Raw genomic sequence first — 19,439 nt, 5'->3', positions numbered from 1 at the left:
GGGCCTTCATTGGACGTTCACTTCTATTGTATATCTTAATCGTTCATGACCTCAAGCCCAGAGCTGAGTAACTTAATCGACGTCCCAGAGTGGGGCTTATACCAATTTTACTTAATACCTGTTCAATTTGAAGGGGCAAATATGCCGCTAACGGTGTTAAATATTTCTCATTTAGAACAACTAAATAGCGAAATTTTTTGCCTTGTTGTCGACGATACTTCCTTGTCTCAAATTAGAACACTTAATTCAGCAAATTGGTATTAAACTGCAATGCCCACTCTATCTGTAATAAAAATTGCAATTTAGGCTAGGCGATAAACTTGAATACGTGGACCCTGAGTCGTTCTATGGCGCTCTGGTATGGTGCACAATGAGCATATCGACTTTGGCTCATTGCGGAATTGTTTTCGTATTAGGTAAAGTGATGTGATTCTTGAGATCAGCAGCAGCTTTTTTATGATGCAATTGGTATCATTCCGCAAACAGCACTGCGACAATATTCATGGCATTAAGTGCACGATATGACAAATAAGGTGGTTAATTCTTTAATGGAGCATGTTTTAATTTGGCCGGCTCAGTACCCTCTGCTACTCAAGGGGCTGGTTGAAAACAATGGGGCTTTTATTCTGGATGCACTTGAGGCTTGGCCTGAGTGTGAGACCGTGACCGATCAGCAAGGTGTGCGTTCGTCGGTCTTACCACCGCTGATGTATATTTTATGGCTGAAACCTCTGGAGCCGTTCGAATCTTGTCGCTATCAGCATATTGATGACTATGATCAAGCACATCAGACATACTGTGATGACTTATTACTGCATATTGGTGCAGCTGGTGTCAGCCAGGATGAGTTAATTGCTAAGTTATTAGGAGTATTCTCCCATTACGCCGATATCAAGGCACAGCTTGCCTACCAGACTGAAGCCTCTCCGGCTTCACTTTTATTGAGTAAGTCTTATACCCGGGCTTTGAGTGTACTATTGCAACATGGTTTAACGTTAACTGCTGAGGAAGCATGTGACTTATGGAAGGTTGCTGATCAAGACTTACAGTCGGACTTGGGGCACATGCTTGAAGTGGTACTTAAGGACAAGGTTGAAACTTTGCAAGTGGCGGTTGAACGGTTGCAGGGGGATGATACTTATGTGGGACTGCTTAAGCATTTGTGCTGTGGCGAAGAGGTTGAGCGCCTGTTAGATCAGGCTTTGCTGGCCCATCTAATGTCTAAGAATGCCAAGCAATCTATCGCTCTGAAGCTGATTGAGCAGGGGGCAACTGGTCAGAGCAAAGATCCAGATGGGAAGTCTGCCATGATGTGGCTGGTCGAACAGGGGTTTGTCAGCGCAGCTCAGGCATTGACTGCGCATCATTGTCACCAGTCTCTGGATGACTTAGGCCGGAATTTAATGCATTACGCGGTCATGTCCAATTCAACTTCGATGCTTGAGTTGGTTGAGTCTATGAATGTAGACCCGAGACTGGCAGATGTCACTGGTATGACTCCGTACCGCCTTGCTAATCAGGTACAGGCGGTTGCCGCAAAGAAGTTTTTGGAACAGCGCGGGATCATCGAACTGTCTTTTGCTGCAAAATACGAAAAAGTAGCACGTGTTTACAGCTTGTATGCATTGGTCGCAATTCTGATGCCCGTACAGTTAAACTTCTTTTTTAATGAGACACATAGTAATAAGCTTTCTGCGACGATCATGATCTCGAGTCTGACTTTACTGTTTTTTGCTTTGGCTCGGTGGCTAAAACGCAGTCCACTCTATCCGCAGGACTCGTCACCCTGGAGTTTAATCGGGGTAAACGTACTTGCCTGGCTTAGTATGTCGATGCAGATGCTCTTTAGTGTCGTGGTGTTAATTGCAGTGATGGGAAGTTAAAGCAGAGCTATGGCTCTGCTATAACAGAAACGCTGAATATTAGGTTTATTCTGACAGCGGTGTATTGAAATCTGCAGGTTTATCAAAGTCTCCAGATATCTCGCTCAGGTTATCATCTTTGAAATAAACGACTAGCTCACGGCGTTGCTCTGAGTCTCTGCCCAGATTGAACACATATGAGTAATGCCAGATCTCACTGTTAAACGCGTCTTTAGCCACCGGGGTGCCCAATACATATAAAACTTGCTCTTTTGTCATAGCGATTCTGAGCTTATCGACATCGGACTGTTCCAGGAAATTGCCCTGAGGGACGTTTATCCGGTATACCCAGCTGGAGCAAGCAGATAGCATGGTCGTCGCAAGAATAATACTAAGCCAAACAAAAAGGCGCTTTTTTAACTGCATGTATGTGTATCCTTATTTTTGGTTGTATGAATGATACAGAATGGATAAAGAAGGTAAAGTAGAATTATTGGTAAGTTTCGACCATTCACAGTTAAAATAGTTCCACAGATTCTAATGAGTAGTTACGGGCATGAGTAATGCACAGCCACCTTGGCACCTGTATGTAATTGAAAATAAGTTTGGCCACTGGTATACCGGGATCACCAATGACGTCCCTAAGCGCTTTTCAGCGCATGCTGCCGGTAAAGGGGCCAAAAGCTTACGAGGAAAAGGTCCGCTTAAACTAGTTTACACGCTGGCTGTTGAAGATAAGCGCACCGCTGCAAGGCTGGAATGGAGATTTAAGCGGTTACCCAAGGCTCGTAAAATCGCATTAGTTCAAGGGGCAGCAGACACGGATAACGCAGAAATAAAAGCGTTAATATGCGCCGAAACCTGAGTCAGCTTAGGTATATCTATTTTATCAAACTGATCCTTATACGTATGATGCAAGGGATCTGTACCAATCCCAAAGTAAGCAAACGGGATACCAACTTTATGAAAAGCGTAATGGTCACTGGCTCTTAACCAGTCAACCCGGGGCGTATCCAGGCGACGTGACATACGCGCTGTTGATGTAAATACCTGAGCACGGATGTCCTGATTAAACGCCTGTATAATCTCCTTTGCATATGTGCTCGCTTGATTTGGGGCCAGAACATATAGGCGATTTCTTTTGTTAACTGCGAGCATGTCCAGGTTGATATTCAAAGCGACATGCTCGGGATTTAGCGTTGCAGCAAAGAAGTGCGCCCCGTACAGGCCTTTTTCTTCGGCATCGGTTGCAACAAAGAGAATTTCCCTGTGTCGTATTTTTGTTGCTAACTGGCGTGCTACATCTAGCATAACAGCAACCCCTGACGCATTATCATTAGCACCAGGATAGTAACGTGTTCCTCTGCGACCTAAATGATCGTAATGCGCACTGATGACTAATGCAGGTGCACAGGGAGGCGCATTACAGGGTAGGGTCGCGACAACATTGTGCCCGTAAGCCAGTTTACTGAAGCCCTGGGGAAAGCGGAATGACTGAAAATAGACGTCTATTCCAGTCTCAGCAAAGCGTGAATGTATGTAACGTGCACTTTTGTTGATGTCAGTATGACCAGAGCCCCGGCCCGCATGCGCCTCACTCGTTAACGTTTTTAGGTCTACTTCAATTTTGCTGGCAGCCTGTGCAATCGAAATAATGCTGCTCAGCCATAGCAGGCTAGTTCCTAGCAGTTGCACTTAGCCACTCCAGTTTGTTCCGATACCGCTTTTTATCATGATTAAAATTGGCGTGATTCAGTGCTCTGTTTAAAAATGCTCTGCTGAGTTCTAACTCTCCCTGAATGTAATAGACCTTAGCCATCCCAAAATAGCCTTCGTGTAGTGAACCAGACAACCTGTTTGCTGCGCGGTAGTGCTTCAGTGCCTTTTGATAGTCCTCATTTGCAAAGGCCTCATCGCCAAGTGCTATTTGATAGTAAGGATTGTCTTTACGTAATGCATGGAGTTGTGCTCTTATTTCCTTAGCTTGCTGCTGTCTGTCTGTCAGTTCGTACAATAGGGCCAAATTGCCCAGGGCTGTTTTATTCTCGTTGTTGATCAGCAAAGCCTGCTGATAGAGTGCTTCGGCCTGGGGCAAGTGGTCATTGATACGAAATAGCACAGCTAAATTTCCCCATGCCGCAGAATAAAACGGATCTATCTCGATGGCGGCCCTGAAATAGCTATATGCCAAATCCATTTCCTTGTTGATCATATGCATTGCGCCTTTATTGCTGTAAAACATCGCAGTGATACGATCTTTGCTGATTTTAGAAGTCGCGAACTTCTGCGCACGGCTATTTGGATCAAAATCGATGATGACACGTGCCGGGCGGGTATATAAAATTTCGTAATGGTCACTATTTTTATTGGCACTTATGTTGGTTTGGGTTACGACGACATTTACGTGACCGGTCAACAAGCTGTAACCCTTTGTTTGAGCCCAGTATTCGGGGATATGAACGCGTTGGAATTGGCCTTTAAAGCCCAAGTGCTCAGACAAGCTAAAGGCCAGAATCGACAGAGAAAGGCAGTTTGCATTGAGGTCGTAAAATGTCTCTGTCGCACTGAGGTTCGCACCACGCATATAAGACAAGCTTGAATCGCCATTTTCTACCAGAAACTGGAGCAGCTGATCAGCAACCTTGATATTGGAACCGTCATGCCGAGCCAGGTAGCGCTCTAAAGTCGCTCGAATATTGGCATCTAATGCAAAGATGGACTGCTGAGATTCAACCGAATGTTGTTTGAAAGGAGCGTTATCAAGAAGCCGCATCTCGATTTTTGGTTGGACCTGAGTCGATTTACATCCACTGAGCAATAAAGTAAAAACAGCCAGAATAGGGCAGAGATAACATCGGGCAAAGCGCATCAAACACTGCATAGGACACTCCTAAATTCTTAAGCTTTCTTTCAGTGTAGTTACTATGATCGATTAAGGGGGCAAAATTTGTTACAACCCATTGCAGATGAATGAAGGTGAGTGCACCTCAAAGCGTTAATATGCAAAAGCAGAAAGGATTCTGACAAGATAAAATAAGCGGCTAAACGTTGTCAGCCGCCTTGTTTGGGCTAGAAGCTGGCGACCAGTTTGTCGAGTGCTTTGGCCGAATTGGCTAATTGCTGAATCGCTTGCTCTGTATCGAGTTGCTCACTCATCACGCCATCACTGATCACGCTAATCTGCTCGATACTGCGGCCAACATCCGCAACAACGTTGCTTTGTTGCTCAGTTGCCGTAGCTATCAGGGTGGTCATATCATTGATCTGATCCGCTGTTTCTGTGATGGTATTCATTAACTCTACGGATGTCTGCATGTTATCGACACTTTGCTGCGCTTGCTCAGAAGACTGTGCAATTTGTGTCACGATCGAATCAGATGCGGCTGTGAGCTCCTGAATGGTTGCCTGAATTTCATCTGTCGATTGAGAGGTCCTGCTGGCGAGCGCTCTAACTTCATCGGCAACCACGGCAAAACCTCGACCGTGTTCACCTGCACGTGCAGACTCAATTGCAGCATTGAGCGCCAGCAAATTGGTTTGCTCCGAGATACCCCGTATTACGTCTAAAATACTGGCGATTGACTGAGTTTTGCTGGCCAAGGTGGCCACCTGATCTGCCATTTGCTGAATATCCAGTGCCAGTTGATGTAAGGTCGTTTGGCTTTGCTGCACGCAGCTATGGCTATGTTTCGTGTGCTCGCGGCTTTCGTCTGTGAGTTTAGCTGTATTGTTTGCACTTCCGGCTATTTCCTGCACAGTTGCAGCCATCTGGTTTATCGCTGCGGCTACAGACAAAGTCTGGGATTTTTGTTCATCCAGTGACAAAGAGTTTTTCTTTGCCTGGGCAAAGACATGCTCACTGGCAACACGAATATCACTACTTTCTTTTGCGACATTGCAAATAGCAGCTTCAATTTTTTCGATAAATTGATTAAACCCCTGACCCAATGCTTGCAATTCCGGCTGCTCTGCATTGGGGACGCGATAGTTGAGTTTTGCATCACCGTTGCCAAGCTGACGAAACACATCTGCCATTTTTAACAAGGGGGCGCTCAGGTTACGTGCCATAAGCATGCTGGCCACACATACCACAGCGACTACAACGAGTGCCCAGAAGATAATCTGCCATTGTAACGAAGATACTTGAGCAAATACCTCCGCTTTGGGTACTTGTGCAATAACCAACAACTCAGTGCCTTCGATAGGACTGGCTGCAACCAAAGAAGCAGCGCCATCGGCTTCCAAATCAAGGACCACAAAATCGCGGCTATTACGCAACTGCCCTGCAGCTGTTGCCCCGTACAGATCTGCGAGTTTTGTTTTGGCGACTTTGCTCGCATCGGGGTGAAGTTGCACAACCCCTTGGGACTTCTCGACAACAAACACAAATCCGCTCTGCTCAATTTTCATATTGGCTAGCATGGTTTGCATCGCATCGATACTTTTTGCCAGGCCCGCCAAGCCAACGCCATTGGTTTGTTGATGATTAACGAACATCTTCACATCACCAGGTGCTTCCTGATAGATGCTAATGGAATATTCTTCGCTACTTTGGGTAAACTGGAAAAACCAGCCATCTTGTTGTTGATTGAGTACCCGTAAGAACCCGTTTTGGTTCCAGTATTGTCGAGTTTCTCTGTTGGCCCAGGAAGCGGTGACCAGTGCGTATTGATTTTGTACGCGCGCTAATTCTCTGAGCAAGACCTGCTCATCTAGCTCACCTTTATTGACCGAATCAAGCAAAAACTGATTGCTTGAAAGTTGTTTCGCCGCACTCTTAAGCTGGCCAATTTGTTGGCTAATCGACTTGTTGATGCTCTCAACCTTGCTGGGCAACTCTGACCCCAGCATACGGGTTTCGATCATAGACTTAGCCTGATAGGTAGAAATAAAGCCGATCAGACAAGCGACAACAACCGCGATTAAACTGCCCAGCAGAGTAATTCGTTGTGTAATTGTTAAACCAGTGTTATGCATTAATCTCACTACTTTTTGATCCCGTGACTGATAATTTTAGCATGGTCAATAATTAACACCTATAGGTATAACGTTACTGTCATAATAGTGTCATATTTAGAATGACAAAAAAGCCCACTGCATCGCAGGTGGGCCTTGGTTTCTAACAAGCGAACTAAAATGGCAAATTTGCTTGAGGTAAAGCCTCTAATTACTTTAAAGTCTTTACCTATCAATTTATTATATTATTTTCTTCATCGCTGACATATAGCCACGCAGGGTATTGCCAACCACCTCAACGGGGTGGTTTCGGATAGCGGCATTGACGTTGATAAGCGCCTGGTTATCCACTTCATTGGAGCTTTGTGACAAGCCTTCACCAATAACGTCTGTACCGATTTTCTCCATAAACGGCTTAAGCAATGGTAAGCAGGCATGGTTGTACAGGTAGCAACCGTATTCCGCTGTGTCTGAAATAGTGCGGTTCATTTCGAACAGCTTTTTACGTGCTATGGTGTTGGCAATTAAAGGCGTTTCATGCAAAGATTCGTAGTAGGCGGACTCTTCGATAATACCAGCCGCTGTCATAGTTTCAAACGCCAGCTCTACACCTGCTTTGACCATCGCAACCATCAAAATACCATTGTCAAAAAACTCTTGCTCTGCAATGTCTTGCTCACAATTGGCCTGTTTTTCAAATGCCGTTTCGGCGGTTTCGGCACGCCAGCTCAGCAGTTTTGCATCGTCTTCATGCCAATCTGCCATCATGCCCTGTGAGAATTCACCGCTGATAATGTCATCCATATGTTTGTTGTATAGCGGACGCATGATGGTCTTGAGCTCTTCGCTCAATTCAAATGCTTTGATTTTGGCAGGGTTCGACAGACGGTCCATCATATTGGTGATACCACCATGCTTGAGTGCTTCGGTGATCACCTCCCAGCCGTACTGGATAAGTTTCGATGCGTAACCTGGTTCAATACCTTGTTCAACCATTTTGTCAAAGCACAGCAAAGAGCCAGTTTGCAGCATGCCGCACAGAATGGTCTGCTCGCCCATCAAATCCGACTTCACTTCAGCGATAAAAGATGAATGCAGGACACCCGCGCGGTGTCCGCCTGTGCCGGCTGCATAGGCTTTTGCTTGAGCCAGACCATGGCCCTGAGGATCGTTTTCAGGGTGAACAGCAATAAGTGTTGGTACACCAAAACCACGCTTATATTCTTCGCGGACTTCTGTGCCAGGACATTTGGGAGCGACCATGATGACAGTGATGTCATCTCGGATCTGCATTCCTTCTTCGACTATATTAAAGCCATGCGAATAGGCCAGTGTGGCGCCTTGCTTCATTAACGGCATGACTGCTTCAACAACCGCTGAGTGTTGTTTATCGGGGGTCAGATTGAGTACCAGATCCGCTTGTGGGATCAAGGTCTCATAGGTTCCGACCTCAAAGCCATTGTCGCTGGCGTTAAGGAATGACTGACGCTTTTCATCAATGGCTGATTGACGTAATGCGTAGCTGACATCCAGACCAGAATCTCGTAAGTTAAGACCCTGATTAAGACCTTGAGCGCCACATCCAACGATCACCAACTTTTTACCAAGCAGAACGTTCACGCCGTCCTCAAATTCTTTGGGGTCCATAAAGTGGCATTGAGCCAGTTGAGCAAGTTGCTCTCGTAGTGGCAGTGAATTGAAATAGTTCGCCATGATTTGTCCTGTTTGATTCTTCTGGAATAAGGTATAGGTTGTAGCCTAGTAGCAAGTTTAAGTTGCGTAAAATGATATATTTAAATTATTGTATTTCATATAATGAAACGCTCTGAGTGTAACCAAGATGGATCATAAACAGTTAAAGTATTTTTTGGCACTGGCGGATACCTTACATTTTTCACGAGCCAGTGAACGTTGTTACATTAGTCCGCCCACGCTAAGTCGCCAGATAAAGCAGTTGGAAGAGGAGATTGGGGCGCCGTTGTTTATCCGTGACAATCGCAGTGTCGCGTTGACCCCGCAGGGGCAGGCATTTATTCAATATGCACAGGCTACATTGACAAGTTGGCGCCAATTCAAAAGTGAATGCCTGGATGAAGACAAGCCATTGAGCGGGGAGCTGAGCCTGTTTTGCTCGGTCACCGCATCGTACAGCTTTATTTATGATTTGTTTGCGCGTTATCGGCAGGATTTTCCTCAGGTTGATCTGAACCTACTGACCGGTGACCCGGCAAACTCCATTGCACAGGTGCAAGGTGAAGTCGTTGATGTGGCAGTCGCTGTTAGGCCACGCAACCTTCCTCAGGGGCTTGAATATCTGAGTATCGGCCGTTCCCGGTTGTTGTTTATTGCTCCCACGATGAAATGTCCGCTAAGTGACCTGATTGAACATCACCGGGGAGAGTTGCCCTGGGAACAGGTACCTTTCATTGTGCCAGAACACGGCGTATTGAAAGAGCGTCTGGATGTGTTTTTCAAGAAAAAAGTGCTGCAGCCAAAAATTTATGCGCATGTTTCAGGGCATGAAGCAATGGTGGCATTGACCAGTCTGGGGTTTGGCGTTGCCTATGTACCCGAAGTTGTGTTGGAGCAAAGTCCGTTCAGAAATCAGGTGCAGACATTGGGCTTGCAGAGTGAAGAAATTGAAATCGGCCTGGTTTGCAAGAAGAAGCGACTGCAGGACCCAGTCGTGAGCGCCTTGTTTCGTGTTGCAGAGCGTTTGTTTGCTGTGTAAAGCGTTTGTTCAGCTGGCGTCACTAGACTAACCGTCACACATAGTTCGAACGAGGCTTTTTCGTGTCAACGGTATTAATCGCACAAGATGAAAAAGGACACAGCATCGCGCCTTTCGAGGCACTGCAGCAGCATGGTTACACTATGCGGTTTATCAATATTCATGACGCAACCAGGCAAGGTTATGCCACTTTGCAGGTTGACAGTATTGTGATCGGCCAGGCTTTGGCTACCAGTGCGCAATATGACACCATTAATACGCTCAAATCGTGCTTCGATGCGCCCCTGGTGGTGTCACTTGATGAAGATAACGAGGACTTGCAAAGCCTCATGCTGGAGCTTGGTGCGGATGACGTTATCCCTTGCATGGCTAAACCCCGGTTATGGCGTGCCCGTCTGGATGCACTGGCTCGCAAGTATCCGGTCACTCCGGTGCCTTGCACAGGCATGCCACATGCGCTTCACTTTGGAGAACTTTATTTAAACTTTAATGAGCGGAGCGTGTCGCTGGCACAGCAGCCGGTTAATTTAACCAGCCATGAATTTGAGCTGCTGTGGTTACTGGCCTCACGAGCGCCGGAAGTGGTCAGTCGTGAAGAGATATACAAAAAGGTTGTCGGGCAGCACTATCAGGCGAACAGCCGTACGGTAGATGTACGCGTGTCATGTCTGCGCAGAAAGTTGGGAGATACCGCCGTCGGCGCAGAAAAAATTAAAACGGTTTGGCGTAAGGGTTATCTTTTTGTAAAGGAGGCATGGAACTCCCCAAATTAAAGTCATAGTTTGACTAAACTTTTATATTGGATAGTTCCAATTATTCGAACTATCCATTCGCTCTCAATTGTACATACTCCTTAGCCTGTAACACTTTCACATATCTAAATCCTCATAAAAAACATTGATTATCAATGCCTTGAGTGTCTTTTTATATTGCCGGGTCTATATCTCGAAGCCTTTTCAGGTGAAACAACTTGCATGTTCCTTGATCTAAATCGTGCATTTAGCAACGTAAATAGAATTGATTGCTATTTAAAGCGGTGTATACTTAACGCGACTAAGAATAATTTTTAACATTGCTTTATTAAGGAATGCTCAATGATTTTTAAAAAATCTCTGCTTGCTACTTCTATTATCGTTGCGACTTTAGGTTTGTCTGCCTGTGGTGGTTCAAGCTCGAATGACAACAATGTTCAGACGCCAGATACGACTACACCAGCTGCAAACCAAGCGCCTACAGAGTTGACGCTAGTAAGTCGCGATGCGGATGGAAAAGAAGTGACAGAAGTAACTGTGACTGAAAACATGGTTGCAGTAGAGATTGGCACTTTCGTGGTGACTGACGACGATGACAATCATTCTTTCGCAGTATCAGATACACGCTTTGAAGTCGTTGAAGGCGTCCTCAAGTTAAAATCGGATCATTACTTAGATTACGAAAAAGAACAATCAGTGACGGTGACAGTGACTGTTACTGATGGCGGCAAAAATGAAAAGAATTTTGACATAACGTTCAAGATTACTGACGTTTTAATGGATTATGATTTCACCAGCCGTTTTGAAGAAGGCAAGTCTAGTGTTGCTTACTCAGGCCAGATCGCTCGCCATGTGTTGATTAAAGAGTTGTTTAACTATATCGGCAGTGCCCAGTTTGTTAACGATGCAAAAGATACCAACGCAACAAAAGAGACCTTGTTAGCTGCGATAAATAGCTTCTACGCTGTTTCTGAAGAAGAATACAGTAATGTTTGGGGGCAACGCGATCTGACCGTCGTCACAGATCCTGCTGCGCAAACTAAATTGACTGACATTTCTTCATCGCACAAAGACCTCAGTGGTAAAATTGCGGGTAATGATGCTAAAGGCCAGTACAAAGACTGGACAGAAGATGGCAGCTTTGCAGGCTGGACCGCGATCGCTGCAGATGGTGAAACACCTATTCCTGAACTGTTTGTAAAGCAGTTATTTGACCAGCTGGCTGAGCGTGCACTGGCTGAGGCTCCGTTAGATCCTAGCGGTAATGATATCGACACTATCTATGTTACTGAAAATGGTGTTGATCTTAATCAGTTAATTCAGAAGTTCCTATACGGTGCAGTGGCGTTCTCGCAAGCGGCCGATGATTACCTGGATTATGACACAGAAGGCAAAGGCCTGATGACCGACAACACTGCTGCTGTTGAAGGTAAAGCGTATACCAACCTTGAACATCAATGGGACGAAGGTTTTGGTTACTTCGGCGCGGCACGCAACTACATGAGTTACACTGACGATGAAATTGCCGGTAAAGATGGCCGAGATGCATTCAAGGCAGGCTATAACGATGCAAATGCTGACGGTAAAATTGACTTCAACTCAGAGTACAATTTTGGCAACTCCACCAATGCAGCCAAACGTGACCGAAAAGCGGTTGTCGCAACTGATTTGACTAAAGATGCTTATGAAGCCTTCTACAAAGGCCGTGAGTTGATCAACTCGACAGAAGGTGCGTTGAGCGAAACGCAAATGGAGACTCTGAAAGGTCATGCGAAAGACGCATTGTTGGCATGGGAAAAGGCCATTGCTGCAACTGTGGTTCACTATATCAATGATACTCAAAAAGATTTAGATTTGTTGGCGGCAGAATTGGCAGGCACAGCTGAGGAAGAGTACACATCTTCGGACTTTGCTACTCTGGCTAAGCACTGGTCAGAAATGAAAGGCTTTGCGCTAAACTTCCAGTTTAACCGTTTCTCACCTTTCTATGCAGACGGCAACGTGGGCAAGTTTGAACAAATGCATACTCTGATGGGCACTCAGCCTGCGATTACCGCAGATGCAATCGCAGCCTATAAAGTTGATCTGCAAGCGGCCCGTGACATCCTTGAGGAAGTATACGGCTTTGATGCAGAGAATGTTGCCAACTGGTAAGTTTTTAACGATTCTTTGAACTGTCAAAAGGTTAGCAAATTTTGCTAGCCTTTTGCGTATCTAGACTATTCATTTGAGGCACATAATGAGAATACACTCCAGACCTATTTTATTGGCAGTGGCCATTGGTTTGGCATTAAGCGGGTGTGGCGAAAGTACGTCCAGCTCTGCAGGCCCTGGCTATAAACAAGCGACTAGCCCAGACGATAACCAAGACACTGGTAATGATAATCAAGATACCGGTAACGATAATCAGGACTCATCCAATGGTGGCTCCGATACACCAGATTCAGGTCAGGGGGACAACCAAGGGACTTTCAGCCAGCAAAAGTTAATTGCAAACCTGACTGATAATGTGTTTACCCCGACTTTCCAGCAATTTGCGAACAAAGCAAGCACACAGCCAGACATAGTTAAAGCCTACTGTGACCTGGAAACTGCGTTCGATCCAACGCTGAGCGACGAGGCTGCAAAAGCGGCGAGAGATGAAGCACTGCTGGCGGCACAGAACAGCTGGAAAGAGACTATGGTGAGCTGGCAACATGCTGAGCTTATGATAGTGGGCCCTTTGTTGGCCGATGACAAAGCGCTTCGTAAAGACATTTATTCATGGCCAGATACCAATTACTGTAATGTTGATCAGGATGTTGCTTACTTTGCGCAGGGGAATATCAATGGTGTGCCTTATGATATCAGTAAGCGTAGCGACAAACGTAGAGGCTTAGATGCATTGGAGTACTTGCTATTTAATAGTAACTTAGACCACAGTTGTTCAGCCGCTGCTGCGGGAGATATTCTGGCACAGTGGAATACTCAGGATGAACAGCAGCGTCGAACAATGCGCTGCCAGTATGCCGTTGAAGCTTCCAAGGATCTTAAAGAAACCGCAGAGCGCTTGATGTTTGAGTGGGCTGGCGATCAAGGTTATGCCGCTAAATTGAAAAATGCCGGTGAATCGGGCAGTGAGTTTGCTACTGTTACTGAAGCGGTAAACCGTATTTCTGATGCACTGTTCTACATGACTGAAGAGTTAAAGGATTACAAATTAGCGACTCCATTGGGCTTGTTTGCCAACCAGTGTGGTACTGAAATATGTCCTGAAGCCGTTGAGTCACGATATGCTAAGCATTCTATTGAGAATATTCAGGCGAATATTGCCGCGTTTGAGCAGATCTTCCTTGGACAAGGCACAGACAGTGACGATACAACCGGATTTGATGATTTCCTGGACAATCAGTCTGCCAGTCAAACCAAAGACGTTATGATCCAGGGCATCGCAAATGCTAAGGCCGCGACAGCAGCACTGAATGATAATTTACAACAAGCGCTGAACGAAGACAAAGCAGGCGTGACGAATACACACGCAAAGGTGAAAGACGTCACCGATCAGCTTAAGAACGATTTCATCCAAAAGCTGGCTCTGGAACTTCCAAAAACATCGGCAGGTGACAATGACTAAAGGACCCATGATGAAAAGATCTGTGTTGGCCATAGCTGTGGCGCTGGCTGTACCTCAGGCACTGGCAAATGATGATACAAAAAATGACGACATGGAGCACATTCAGATCCTGAGTCATTACGATAAGCTGCGTACCGAAGCCGGCTCGGCAACTTTGTTAAGTGAAGAGCAGTTAGCAGAATTTGAATATGATGACATTCATCGTATCTTGTCTTCGGTACCGGGTGTGAATATCCGTGAGGAAGATGGCTATGGTCTGCGCCCAAATATCGGCTTTCGGGGTGTAACACCTGAGCGAAGCAAAAAAATCACCATTATGGAAGATGGGGTGTTGATTGGCCCGGCACCATATTCGGCTCCAGCGGCCTATTATTTTCCCGTCACAACCCGTATGACGGCCGTTGAAGTCTTCAAAGGCCCAGCAGCCATTAAACATGGTCCTCAGACTGTTGCTGGTGCACTAAACTTGGTGACTCGTGCCGTGCCAGAGTTTTCGGAAGGGGCCATTGACTTGGCAACGGGCAGTGATGGTTACACCAAAGCGCATGCGTATTTTGGCTCAGTAGTCAATAATGTTGGCTTCCTGCTCGAAGGTGTTAATCTGCAAGCGGACGGTTTTAAAGACCTGGATGGCGGTGCAGACACAGGATTCGAGAAAAATGATTTACTGGCTAAGTTCAACTATAAGATGCAGCAAGGTGAGTTTGAGCATACGTTTGGGTTGAAACTCAGTTATGCGGATGAGTTGTCGAACGAAACCTATCTTGGTCTGACGGATGCGGATTTTGACGCCACCCCTTATCGTCGTTATGCAGCATCTCAGCCTGATAATATGGACACCAAACACAGCCAGGTGATGTTTTCACATCATCTGAAGTATCAGGATATCAGCCTGACTTCGCGCGTGTACCGCAATGACTATGAACGTGCCTGGCTGAAGCTAAACGGCCTGACGAATACTGACGCGACTTTGCCAGAGATACTGGCAAATCCGGAAGATGAAAAGTATCAGCGTCTGTATCAGGTTCTTAGTGGTACAGAAGACTCAATTCCCTTTAGTGGGCGGCCTAACTTTTTGACTATGGGTACCAATGACCGTGAGTATTTCTCGCAGGGTATCCAGATTGATGGTTCTGCCAAATTTAACCTCGCTGGCTACGAAAATACGTTATCGTTCGGTGTACGCTTTCATGAAGATGAGATTGAGCGTAAACACTTCACCGAAACGTACGGCATGAAAGAGGGAAGTGCATTTAATCTGGGGCTGGACAAAGTTTATACCGATCAAAACACCGAAAATACCAAAGCCTGGTCTGTTTATGTCGAGGATAAGGTGACTATTGACGCGCTGACGCTTGGTTTAGGTATTCGTGGTGAACTGATGGACATGGCTTATCAGAATACGGTGGATGCAGATGACTGGCAGAATAAAACGACACGTATCTGGTTGCCTGGTTTGAGTGGCTTCTACCAGCTGTCTGAAGATTCTGGCATTCTGTTTGGTGTACATCAGGGGTTCTCGCCTGCTTCACCACAGCAGTCGGTTGATATCGAAATTGAGAAAAGTACTAACTATGAATTTGGTGGTCGCTTTAACGATGGCGTGACTCAGCTGGAAGTAGTCAGTTTCTTCAATGATTACAGTAACCTGAAAGAAAGTTGCGGTCAATCTAACTGTGGCGCGCTTGAAGTAGGCAAAGAGTTCAATGGCGGCGAGGCGCATGTCTATGGATTGGAAGCTCAGTTTAGCCAGCGTTATCCGCTGAATCTGCAAATTGATATCCCTTATGGCTTTGTTTATACCTATACCAAAGGGGAGTTTAAAAATGACAGGTACACTAACTTCGCGCAATGGGGCCATGTAAAAAGCGGCGATGAACTTCCGTATTTACCCGAGCATCAGGCCAGCTTTAACATAGGCGTTTCAGCCCCTGACTGGCGTGTCTCGTTGGCGGTGAAGTACGTCGGTTCAATGTCTGAAGCTGCGGGTCGTAGTTGGGATAGCAGCACAGATCCTAATGCGCCCAATGGTAGCTATGATCTGGTGCTTGAGGGTAAAGAAGTGTCAGCGATTACAACTGTTGACCTGTCAGCGGTCTATGAGTTAGGCAAGTACGGTCAGGTGTATGCTAAAGTTGATAACTTGCTGGACGAGACGAAGATCGTGAGTCGTCGTCCTTATGGAGCACGACCTGGTAAGCCTCGCCAGTTTACACTGGGTTATAAATACGCATTCTAAAATGTGTAAACCAATCACAGATGCGCGATCAGCTGCGCATCTGTATACTTACAGGGCCGCTAATTAGTGGCCTTTTTTAAAGGAGTCAGTCCACTTTATGATAGAAACGCTCTGGCAAAGCCTATCTTCTTTGCCCGGTTATTTATTGGATGCGAATAAACGAATCTATTGGCTGTACCTTCTCAGTGCTATTGCTATGGCGGGTCTGGTATACAGCAAGTTGAATGGCCCACGCTCACTTAAAGGTTTTTTGGGATTTTTGTTCCCGCGTGACGTTTGGCTATCTGACAGTGCAAAACTGGATTACGGCTTGTTTGTTGCCAACAAACTAATCAAAGCGCTCACCTTTGCTCCCATAGTATTGACTATGGTGCCGGTTGCTATCGCAATTTCAGATGGCCTCGAATGGTTGTTTGGCGCCCCCCTACATTTGGCCTGGGATGACTCAGTGGTGATTTTTTTGTTTACGCTGATGCTGTTTCTGGTTGATGACTTGACGCGGTATCTGTTACACCTTGCGCTTCATAAGATTCCATTTTTGTGGGAGTTTCACAAAGTACACCACTCTGCCAAAGTGCTGACGCCGTTTACAATCTATCGCTCACACCCAGTAGAAAGCTACTTATACGCTTGTCGCATGGCACTGACTCAAGGCGTGGTGGTGGGGCTAGGATATTTCCTGTTTGGGACGGCATTGAGCATGTTCGATATTCTCGGGGCTAATGCCTTCGTTTTCTTATTTAATATTTTTGGCTCAAATTTACGTCATTCGCATATCTGGTTTAGCTGGGGAGATAAGGTTGAAAACTGGTTTATCAGCCCAGCACAACACCAAATTCACCACAGCGCTGATCCTGCCCACTTTGATACCAATCTGGGCTCTGCATTAGCAATATGGGACAGGCTAGGAGGCTCTTTGATCCGCGCGTCGCAAGTTGAGAAAATAGAAATAGGGGTGGGTCGTTATGATGCTGGACATGACAGTTTAGTTGCCATTTACTTTAAACCACTCAAAGAGGCAGCTGGCTGCTTATTACCTAAGCGGATAAGTGCTGTTATAAGGAGAGAGAAATAGGCTGGCGACGGGCATTGCCAGCCTATGAGGGAGAGTAGGCTCCCATAAAACTGTATCTTAGTGCACCTGACCTTGTGAGGTGCGATAGAAACCCAGCGCGTTCAATTGCTCAATGATAGCCGGGTCATCAAGTCTGTCAGGCGTATCCTGGTCACGTAAAAAGTGCTTTTTGGGGACAGAATGCATATCGAGCATTTTTTGAAAAAGGATGTCCCTAATTGTCAACGCTGTCATTCCCGAATCTTGAATAGCATCCAGTTGCGCTTGCAATTTTGCGAGCGGGCCTGCATTTGCATCATCCACCGCTGCAGGAAAGTAAGAAGCTGATTTATTTTTTAACATGCTTGCCCTCTCGAATAATTAGAGTGCCCACTCAATGTTCCTGATTGAGGGGTATAAGTATCAGATTTAAATTGAGAAAATAGATTAGTGCAACTAACCTACTGAAGCCAGTTTACTTCGAATTGAGGGGCAATTACCAACGATGATGTAAAGCTTTGTAAATCGTATAGTTACAAAGATGCCACGATTATGTGCCTGATATTTAGACGTCTAGATGTAAGTGTATGATGCGGAATTAGAAATAATTCTCAGTACCCCTATTGATACTGAGAATTATTTTGCAGACTATGAAAATAATTTTTCTTTAACGTGTTCAGCAAAGCCGCTACCAGCTTCTAAATAGAAGTTATAAGTAGAATGGACGCCCAAATCTTCCAGCTCTTTTTGTTGATCCGGATAGTTTGCAATGGCGGTAACCTGACCTGAGAACCCAGATGCCTTGAGCTGTTCCAGGGCGTAAATATTCTGCATATGCTTGGGCATTGCCAGCATGACCATGTCGACATTGGAATGGTTTACCCTTTGCCAGAAATCAGGGTCAGTTGCATCCGCGAGCAGTACCCGACGCTCTAGGCTGATGTGTTTTTCAACTACCTCAGGTTTGATATCGACACCTGCGACAGCGCCAGGGTGGGAAGCGTGAATGGTCTCATAGGCACCGGTTCCAATTCGGCCCATACCAAATATCACGATCCGTGTGTCGGTCAGGTTAACCGGCAGCTCTTCTTCAAGCCGTTTATCACTCTCAAACTTAACGAGCAGCGGTTCAAGCTTAACGTATATTTCATTGGCTTTTTTATTCAATGGGGTGGCCAGTACAAAGGTGACTGACACAGCCAATGCGACTACAGCAAGCCAGTCGGCGGTGATCATGCCACTGCTGGCGGCTACCGCACAGACAATCAGGCCAAACTCGCTGTAGTTGGACAAGGTAAATGCACTAAGCAGTGAGGTTCGGGCGCGCAGTCTGAACATGTTGGTGTAGAGGTAGTAAATGAAGACTTTGACAGGCAGCACGATTGCAAGTAGCACGGCAATCAGCACAGCTTCGAGAGAAATATTGGCATTCAGGCCGATGTTAAGGAAAAAGCCAACCAACAATATATCTTTGACATTCAGTAGTGCTTTAGACAGTTCCCCTGCTTTTTTGTGTGGCGCAAACAACATACCGATGATCAGGGCACCTAAATCACCTTTCAGGCCAGCCAGCTCGAATCCGTGGTAGCCCAGTACCAAGGCAAAGAAAAAACCGAACAATGGCAAAAGTTCACCATGTTTTGAGCGGTTAAGTACCCAGAACAACAGTGGCCGCAATAGCGGTAAGCCAACAAGCAGAGCAAGTGCCCATATATTAGGCGACTTGCCTGTGCTGATAGCAAGGAAGATCACTGCAAAGATATCCTGCATAACCAGGATCCCAATAGAGATTTTACCGTGCAAACTGGCCATCTCTCCTCTTTCTTCTAGCACTTTAACTGCGAACACAGTGCTGGAAAAGCTAAAAGCAAAGCCAACCAGACAGGCACTTTGCCATGACAAGTCGACAAATAAGGGTAAACCAAATGCGCCTAACATCAATAATAAGGAGGCGAAAAAAGCAATACTGGTGACTAGATGCAGGCTAGCTGGCGCCCAAACTTGGGGCTTAATCAGGTTGGATACTTTTAGTTTTAAGCCAATACTGAACAACAGTAGAGTCACACCTAAGTCGGCCAGCTGGGTGAGTAAGTCGGTACTGCTGTGCCCCAACAAGTTGAGGACAAAGCCCGCCAACAAAAAGCCAATTAATGGTGGGAGTTTGAGTTGATAGACGGAAAAGCCACAGGCAAAGGCAACGGCGAAGTACAGTAATTCCATAGTGATTCAGTC

Annotated in this window: 15 protein-coding genes; 8 read left to right on the top strand and 7 right to left on the bottom strand. The window is 45.9% G+C overall.

Annotation, left to right across the window (positions count from 1 at the left end; all coding sequences use genetic code 11):
- Positions 1-548: 548 nt before the first annotated feature.
- Positions 549-1,883, top strand: coding sequence for an ankyrin repeat domain-containing protein (locus CWB98_RS07965; protein WP_138544385.1), 1,335 nt, complete (start codon positions 549-551; stop codon positions 1,881-1,883).
- 45 nt (positions 1,884-1,928) lie between these two features.
- Here CWB98_RS07965 and CWB98_RS07960 read toward each other — a convergent pair whose 3' ends face one another.
- Complete coding sequence (locus CWB98_RS07960; protein ID WP_138544384.1) at positions 1,929-2,288, bottom strand: outer membrane protein assembly factor BamE; 360 nt, start codon at positions 2,286-2,288, stop codon at positions 1,929-1,931.
- A 130-nt stretch (positions 2,289-2,418) separates the two neighbouring features.
- Here CWB98_RS07960 and CWB98_RS07955 point away from each other — a divergent pair, with 130 nt between their 5' ends.
- On the top strand, positions 2,419-2,727 hold the full coding sequence (locus CWB98_RS07955; protein WP_138544383.1) for a GIY-YIG nuclease family protein: 309 nt from the start codon (positions 2,419-2,421) through the stop codon (positions 2,725-2,727).
- Here CWB98_RS07955 and CWB98_RS07950 read toward each other — a convergent pair.
- The 4 genes from CWB98_RS07950 to ilvC all read right to left on the bottom strand — a co-directional run bounded on the left by CWB98_RS07950 (position 2,667) and on the right by ilvC (position 8,531).
- Positions 2,667-3,557 carry a M28 family peptidase gene (locus tag CWB98_RS07950; RefSeq protein WP_138544382.1) on the bottom strand — a complete coding sequence of 297 codons (891 nt, stop codon included), beginning with the start codon at positions 3,555-3,557 and terminating at the stop codon, positions 2,667-2,669. The genes CWB98_RS07955 and CWB98_RS07950 overlap by 61 nt on opposite strands.
- Positions 3,538-4,743 carry a tetratricopeptide repeat protein gene (locus CWB98_RS07945; protein WP_138544381.1) on the bottom strand — a complete coding sequence of 402 codons (1,206 nt, stop codon included), beginning with the start codon at positions 4,741-4,743 and terminating at the stop codon, positions 3,538-3,540. Before CWB98_RS07945 ends, CWB98_RS07950 begins: the two co-directional genes overlap by 20 nt.
- A 188-nt stretch (positions 4,744-4,931) precedes the next feature.
- The gene (locus CWB98_RS07940) at positions 4,932-6,839 is read right to left on the bottom strand and encodes a methyl-accepting chemotaxis protein (protein WP_138544380.1); all 1,908 of its coding nucleotides are present in this window, start codon (positions 6,837-6,839) and stop codon (positions 4,932-4,934) included.
- A gap of 219 nt (positions 6,840-7,058) precedes the next feature.
- Positions 7,059-8,531: a ketol-acid reductoisomerase gene (ilvC, locus tag CWB98_RS07935; protein WP_138544379.1), complete on the bottom strand. Its 1,473-nt coding sequence runs from the start codon at positions 8,529-8,531 to the stop codon at positions 7,059-7,061.
- 127 nt (positions 8,532-8,658) lie between these two features.
- On the opposite strand from ilvC, the gene ilvY reads away from it, so the two are divergent.
- From ilvY to CWB98_RS07905, 6 genes are all read left to right on the top strand, one after another.
- A complete protein-coding gene (gene ilvY, locus CWB98_RS07930; RefSeq protein ID WP_138544378.1) occupies positions 8,659-9,549 on the top strand; it encodes an HTH-type transcriptional activator IlvY in 891 nt (296 codons plus the stop codon).
- Between the two features lie 62 nt (positions 9,550-9,611).
- Positions 9,612-10,322 carry a winged helix-turn-helix domain-containing protein gene (locus CWB98_RS07925; protein ID WP_138544377.1) on the top strand — a complete coding sequence of 237 codons (711 nt, stop codon included), beginning with the start codon at positions 9,612-9,614 and terminating at the stop codon, positions 10,320-10,322.
- Positions 10,323-10,643: 321 nt separating this feature from the next.
- Positions 10,644-12,455 carry a DUF4856 domain-containing protein gene (locus CWB98_RS07920; RefSeq protein WP_138544376.1) on the top strand — a complete coding sequence of 604 codons (1,812 nt, stop codon included), beginning with the start codon at positions 10,644-10,646 and terminating at the stop codon, positions 12,453-12,455.
- 85 nt (positions 12,456-12,540) lie between these two features.
- Positions 12,541-13,914: an imelysin family protein gene (locus tag CWB98_RS07915; RefSeq protein WP_138544375.1), complete on the top strand. Its 1,374-nt coding sequence runs from the start codon at positions 12,541-12,543 to the stop codon at positions 13,912-13,914.
- A 10-nt stretch (positions 13,915-13,924) separates the two neighbouring features.
- Positions 13,925-16,153 (top strand): TonB-dependent receptor family protein, encoded by a 2,229-nt coding sequence (locus tag CWB98_RS07910; RefSeq protein ID WP_249364643.1) that lies wholly within the window; start codon positions 13,925-13,927, stop codon positions 16,151-16,153.
- 97 nt (positions 16,154-16,250) lie between these two features.
- Positions 16,251-17,228 carry a sterol desaturase family protein gene (locus CWB98_RS07905; RefSeq protein WP_138544373.1) on the top strand — a complete coding sequence of 326 codons (978 nt, stop codon included), beginning with the start codon at positions 16,251-16,253 and terminating at the stop codon, positions 17,226-17,228.
- Positions 17,229-17,285: 57 nt separating this feature from the next.
- Here CWB98_RS07905 and CWB98_RS07900 read toward each other — a convergent pair whose 3' ends face one another.
- Together CWB98_RS07900 and CWB98_RS07895 are read right to left on the bottom strand one after the other, a co-directional pair.
- Entirely contained in the window at positions 17,286-17,570 is a 285-nt protein-coding gene (locus CWB98_RS07900) for a hypothetical protein (protein ID WP_138544372.1), read from the bottom strand.
- Between the two features lie 285 nt (positions 17,571-17,855).
- Positions 17,856-19,427, bottom strand: coding sequence for a cation:proton antiporter family protein (locus CWB98_RS07895; RefSeq protein ID WP_138544371.1), 1,572 nt, complete (start codon positions 19,425-19,427; stop codon positions 17,856-17,858).
- Between the last annotated feature and the right edge of the window lie 12 nt (positions 19,428-19,439).

Origin of the sequence: Pseudoalteromonas rubra (assembly GCF_005887115.1) — a bacterium.
In the GTDB taxonomy this organism is placed as follows: Bacteria; Pseudomonadota; Gammaproteobacteria; order Enterobacterales; family Alteromonadaceae; genus Pseudoalteromonas; species Pseudoalteromonas rubra_F.
This window is presented reverse-complemented; position numbering and strand designations above follow the sequence as displayed.

Bases quoted from the DNA above. Each gene is read 5' to 3' on its own strand.
- CWB98_RS07905 (WP_138544373.1), top strand. From the start codon at position 16,251: ATGATAGAAACGCTCTGGCAAAGCCTATCTTCTTTGCCCGGTTATTTA.
- CWB98_RS07945 (WP_138544381.1), bottom strand. From the start codon at position 4,743: ATGCAGTGTTTGATGCGCTTTGCCCGATGTTATCTCTGCCCTATTCTG.
- CWB98_RS07910 (WP_249364643.1), top strand. From the start codon at position 13,925: ATGAAAAGATCTGTGTTGGCCATAGCTGTGGCGCTGGCTGTACCTCAG.
- ilvY (WP_138544378.1), top strand. From the start codon at position 8,659: ATGGATCATAAACAGTTAAAGTATTTTTTGGCACTGGCGGATACCTTA.
- CWB98_RS07965 (WP_138544385.1), top strand. From the start codon at position 549: ATGGAGCATGTTTTAATTTGGCCGGCTCAGTACCCTCTGCTACTCAAG.
- CWB98_RS07920 (WP_138544376.1), top strand. From the start codon at position 10,644: ATGATTTTTAAAAAATCTCTGCTTGCTACTTCTATTATCGTTGCGACT.
- ilvC (WP_138544379.1), bottom strand. From the start codon at position 8,531: ATGGCGAACTATTTCAATTCACTGCCACTACGAGAGCAACTTGCTCAA.
- CWB98_RS07960 (WP_138544384.1), bottom strand. From the start codon at position 2,288: ATGCAGTTAAAAAAGCGCCTTTTTGTTTGGCTTAGTATTATTCTTGCG.
- CWB98_RS07955 (WP_138544383.1), top strand. From the start codon at position 2,419: ATGAGTAATGCACAGCCACCTTGGCACCTGTATGTAATTGAAAATAAG.
- CWB98_RS07900 (WP_138544372.1), bottom strand. From the start codon at position 17,570: ATGTTAAAAAATAAATCAGCTTCTTACTTTCCTGCAGCGGTGGATGAT.
- CWB98_RS07915 (WP_138544375.1), top strand. From the start codon at position 12,541: ATGAGAATACACTCCAGACCTATTTTATTGGCAGTGGCCATTGGTTTG.
- CWB98_RS07895 (WP_138544371.1), bottom strand. From the start codon at position 19,427: ATGGAATTACTGTACTTCGCCGTTGCCTTTGCCTGTGGCTTTTCCGTC.
- CWB98_RS07940 (WP_138544380.1), bottom strand. From the start codon at position 6,839: ATGCATAACACTGGTTTAACAATTACACAACGAATTACTCTGCTGGGC.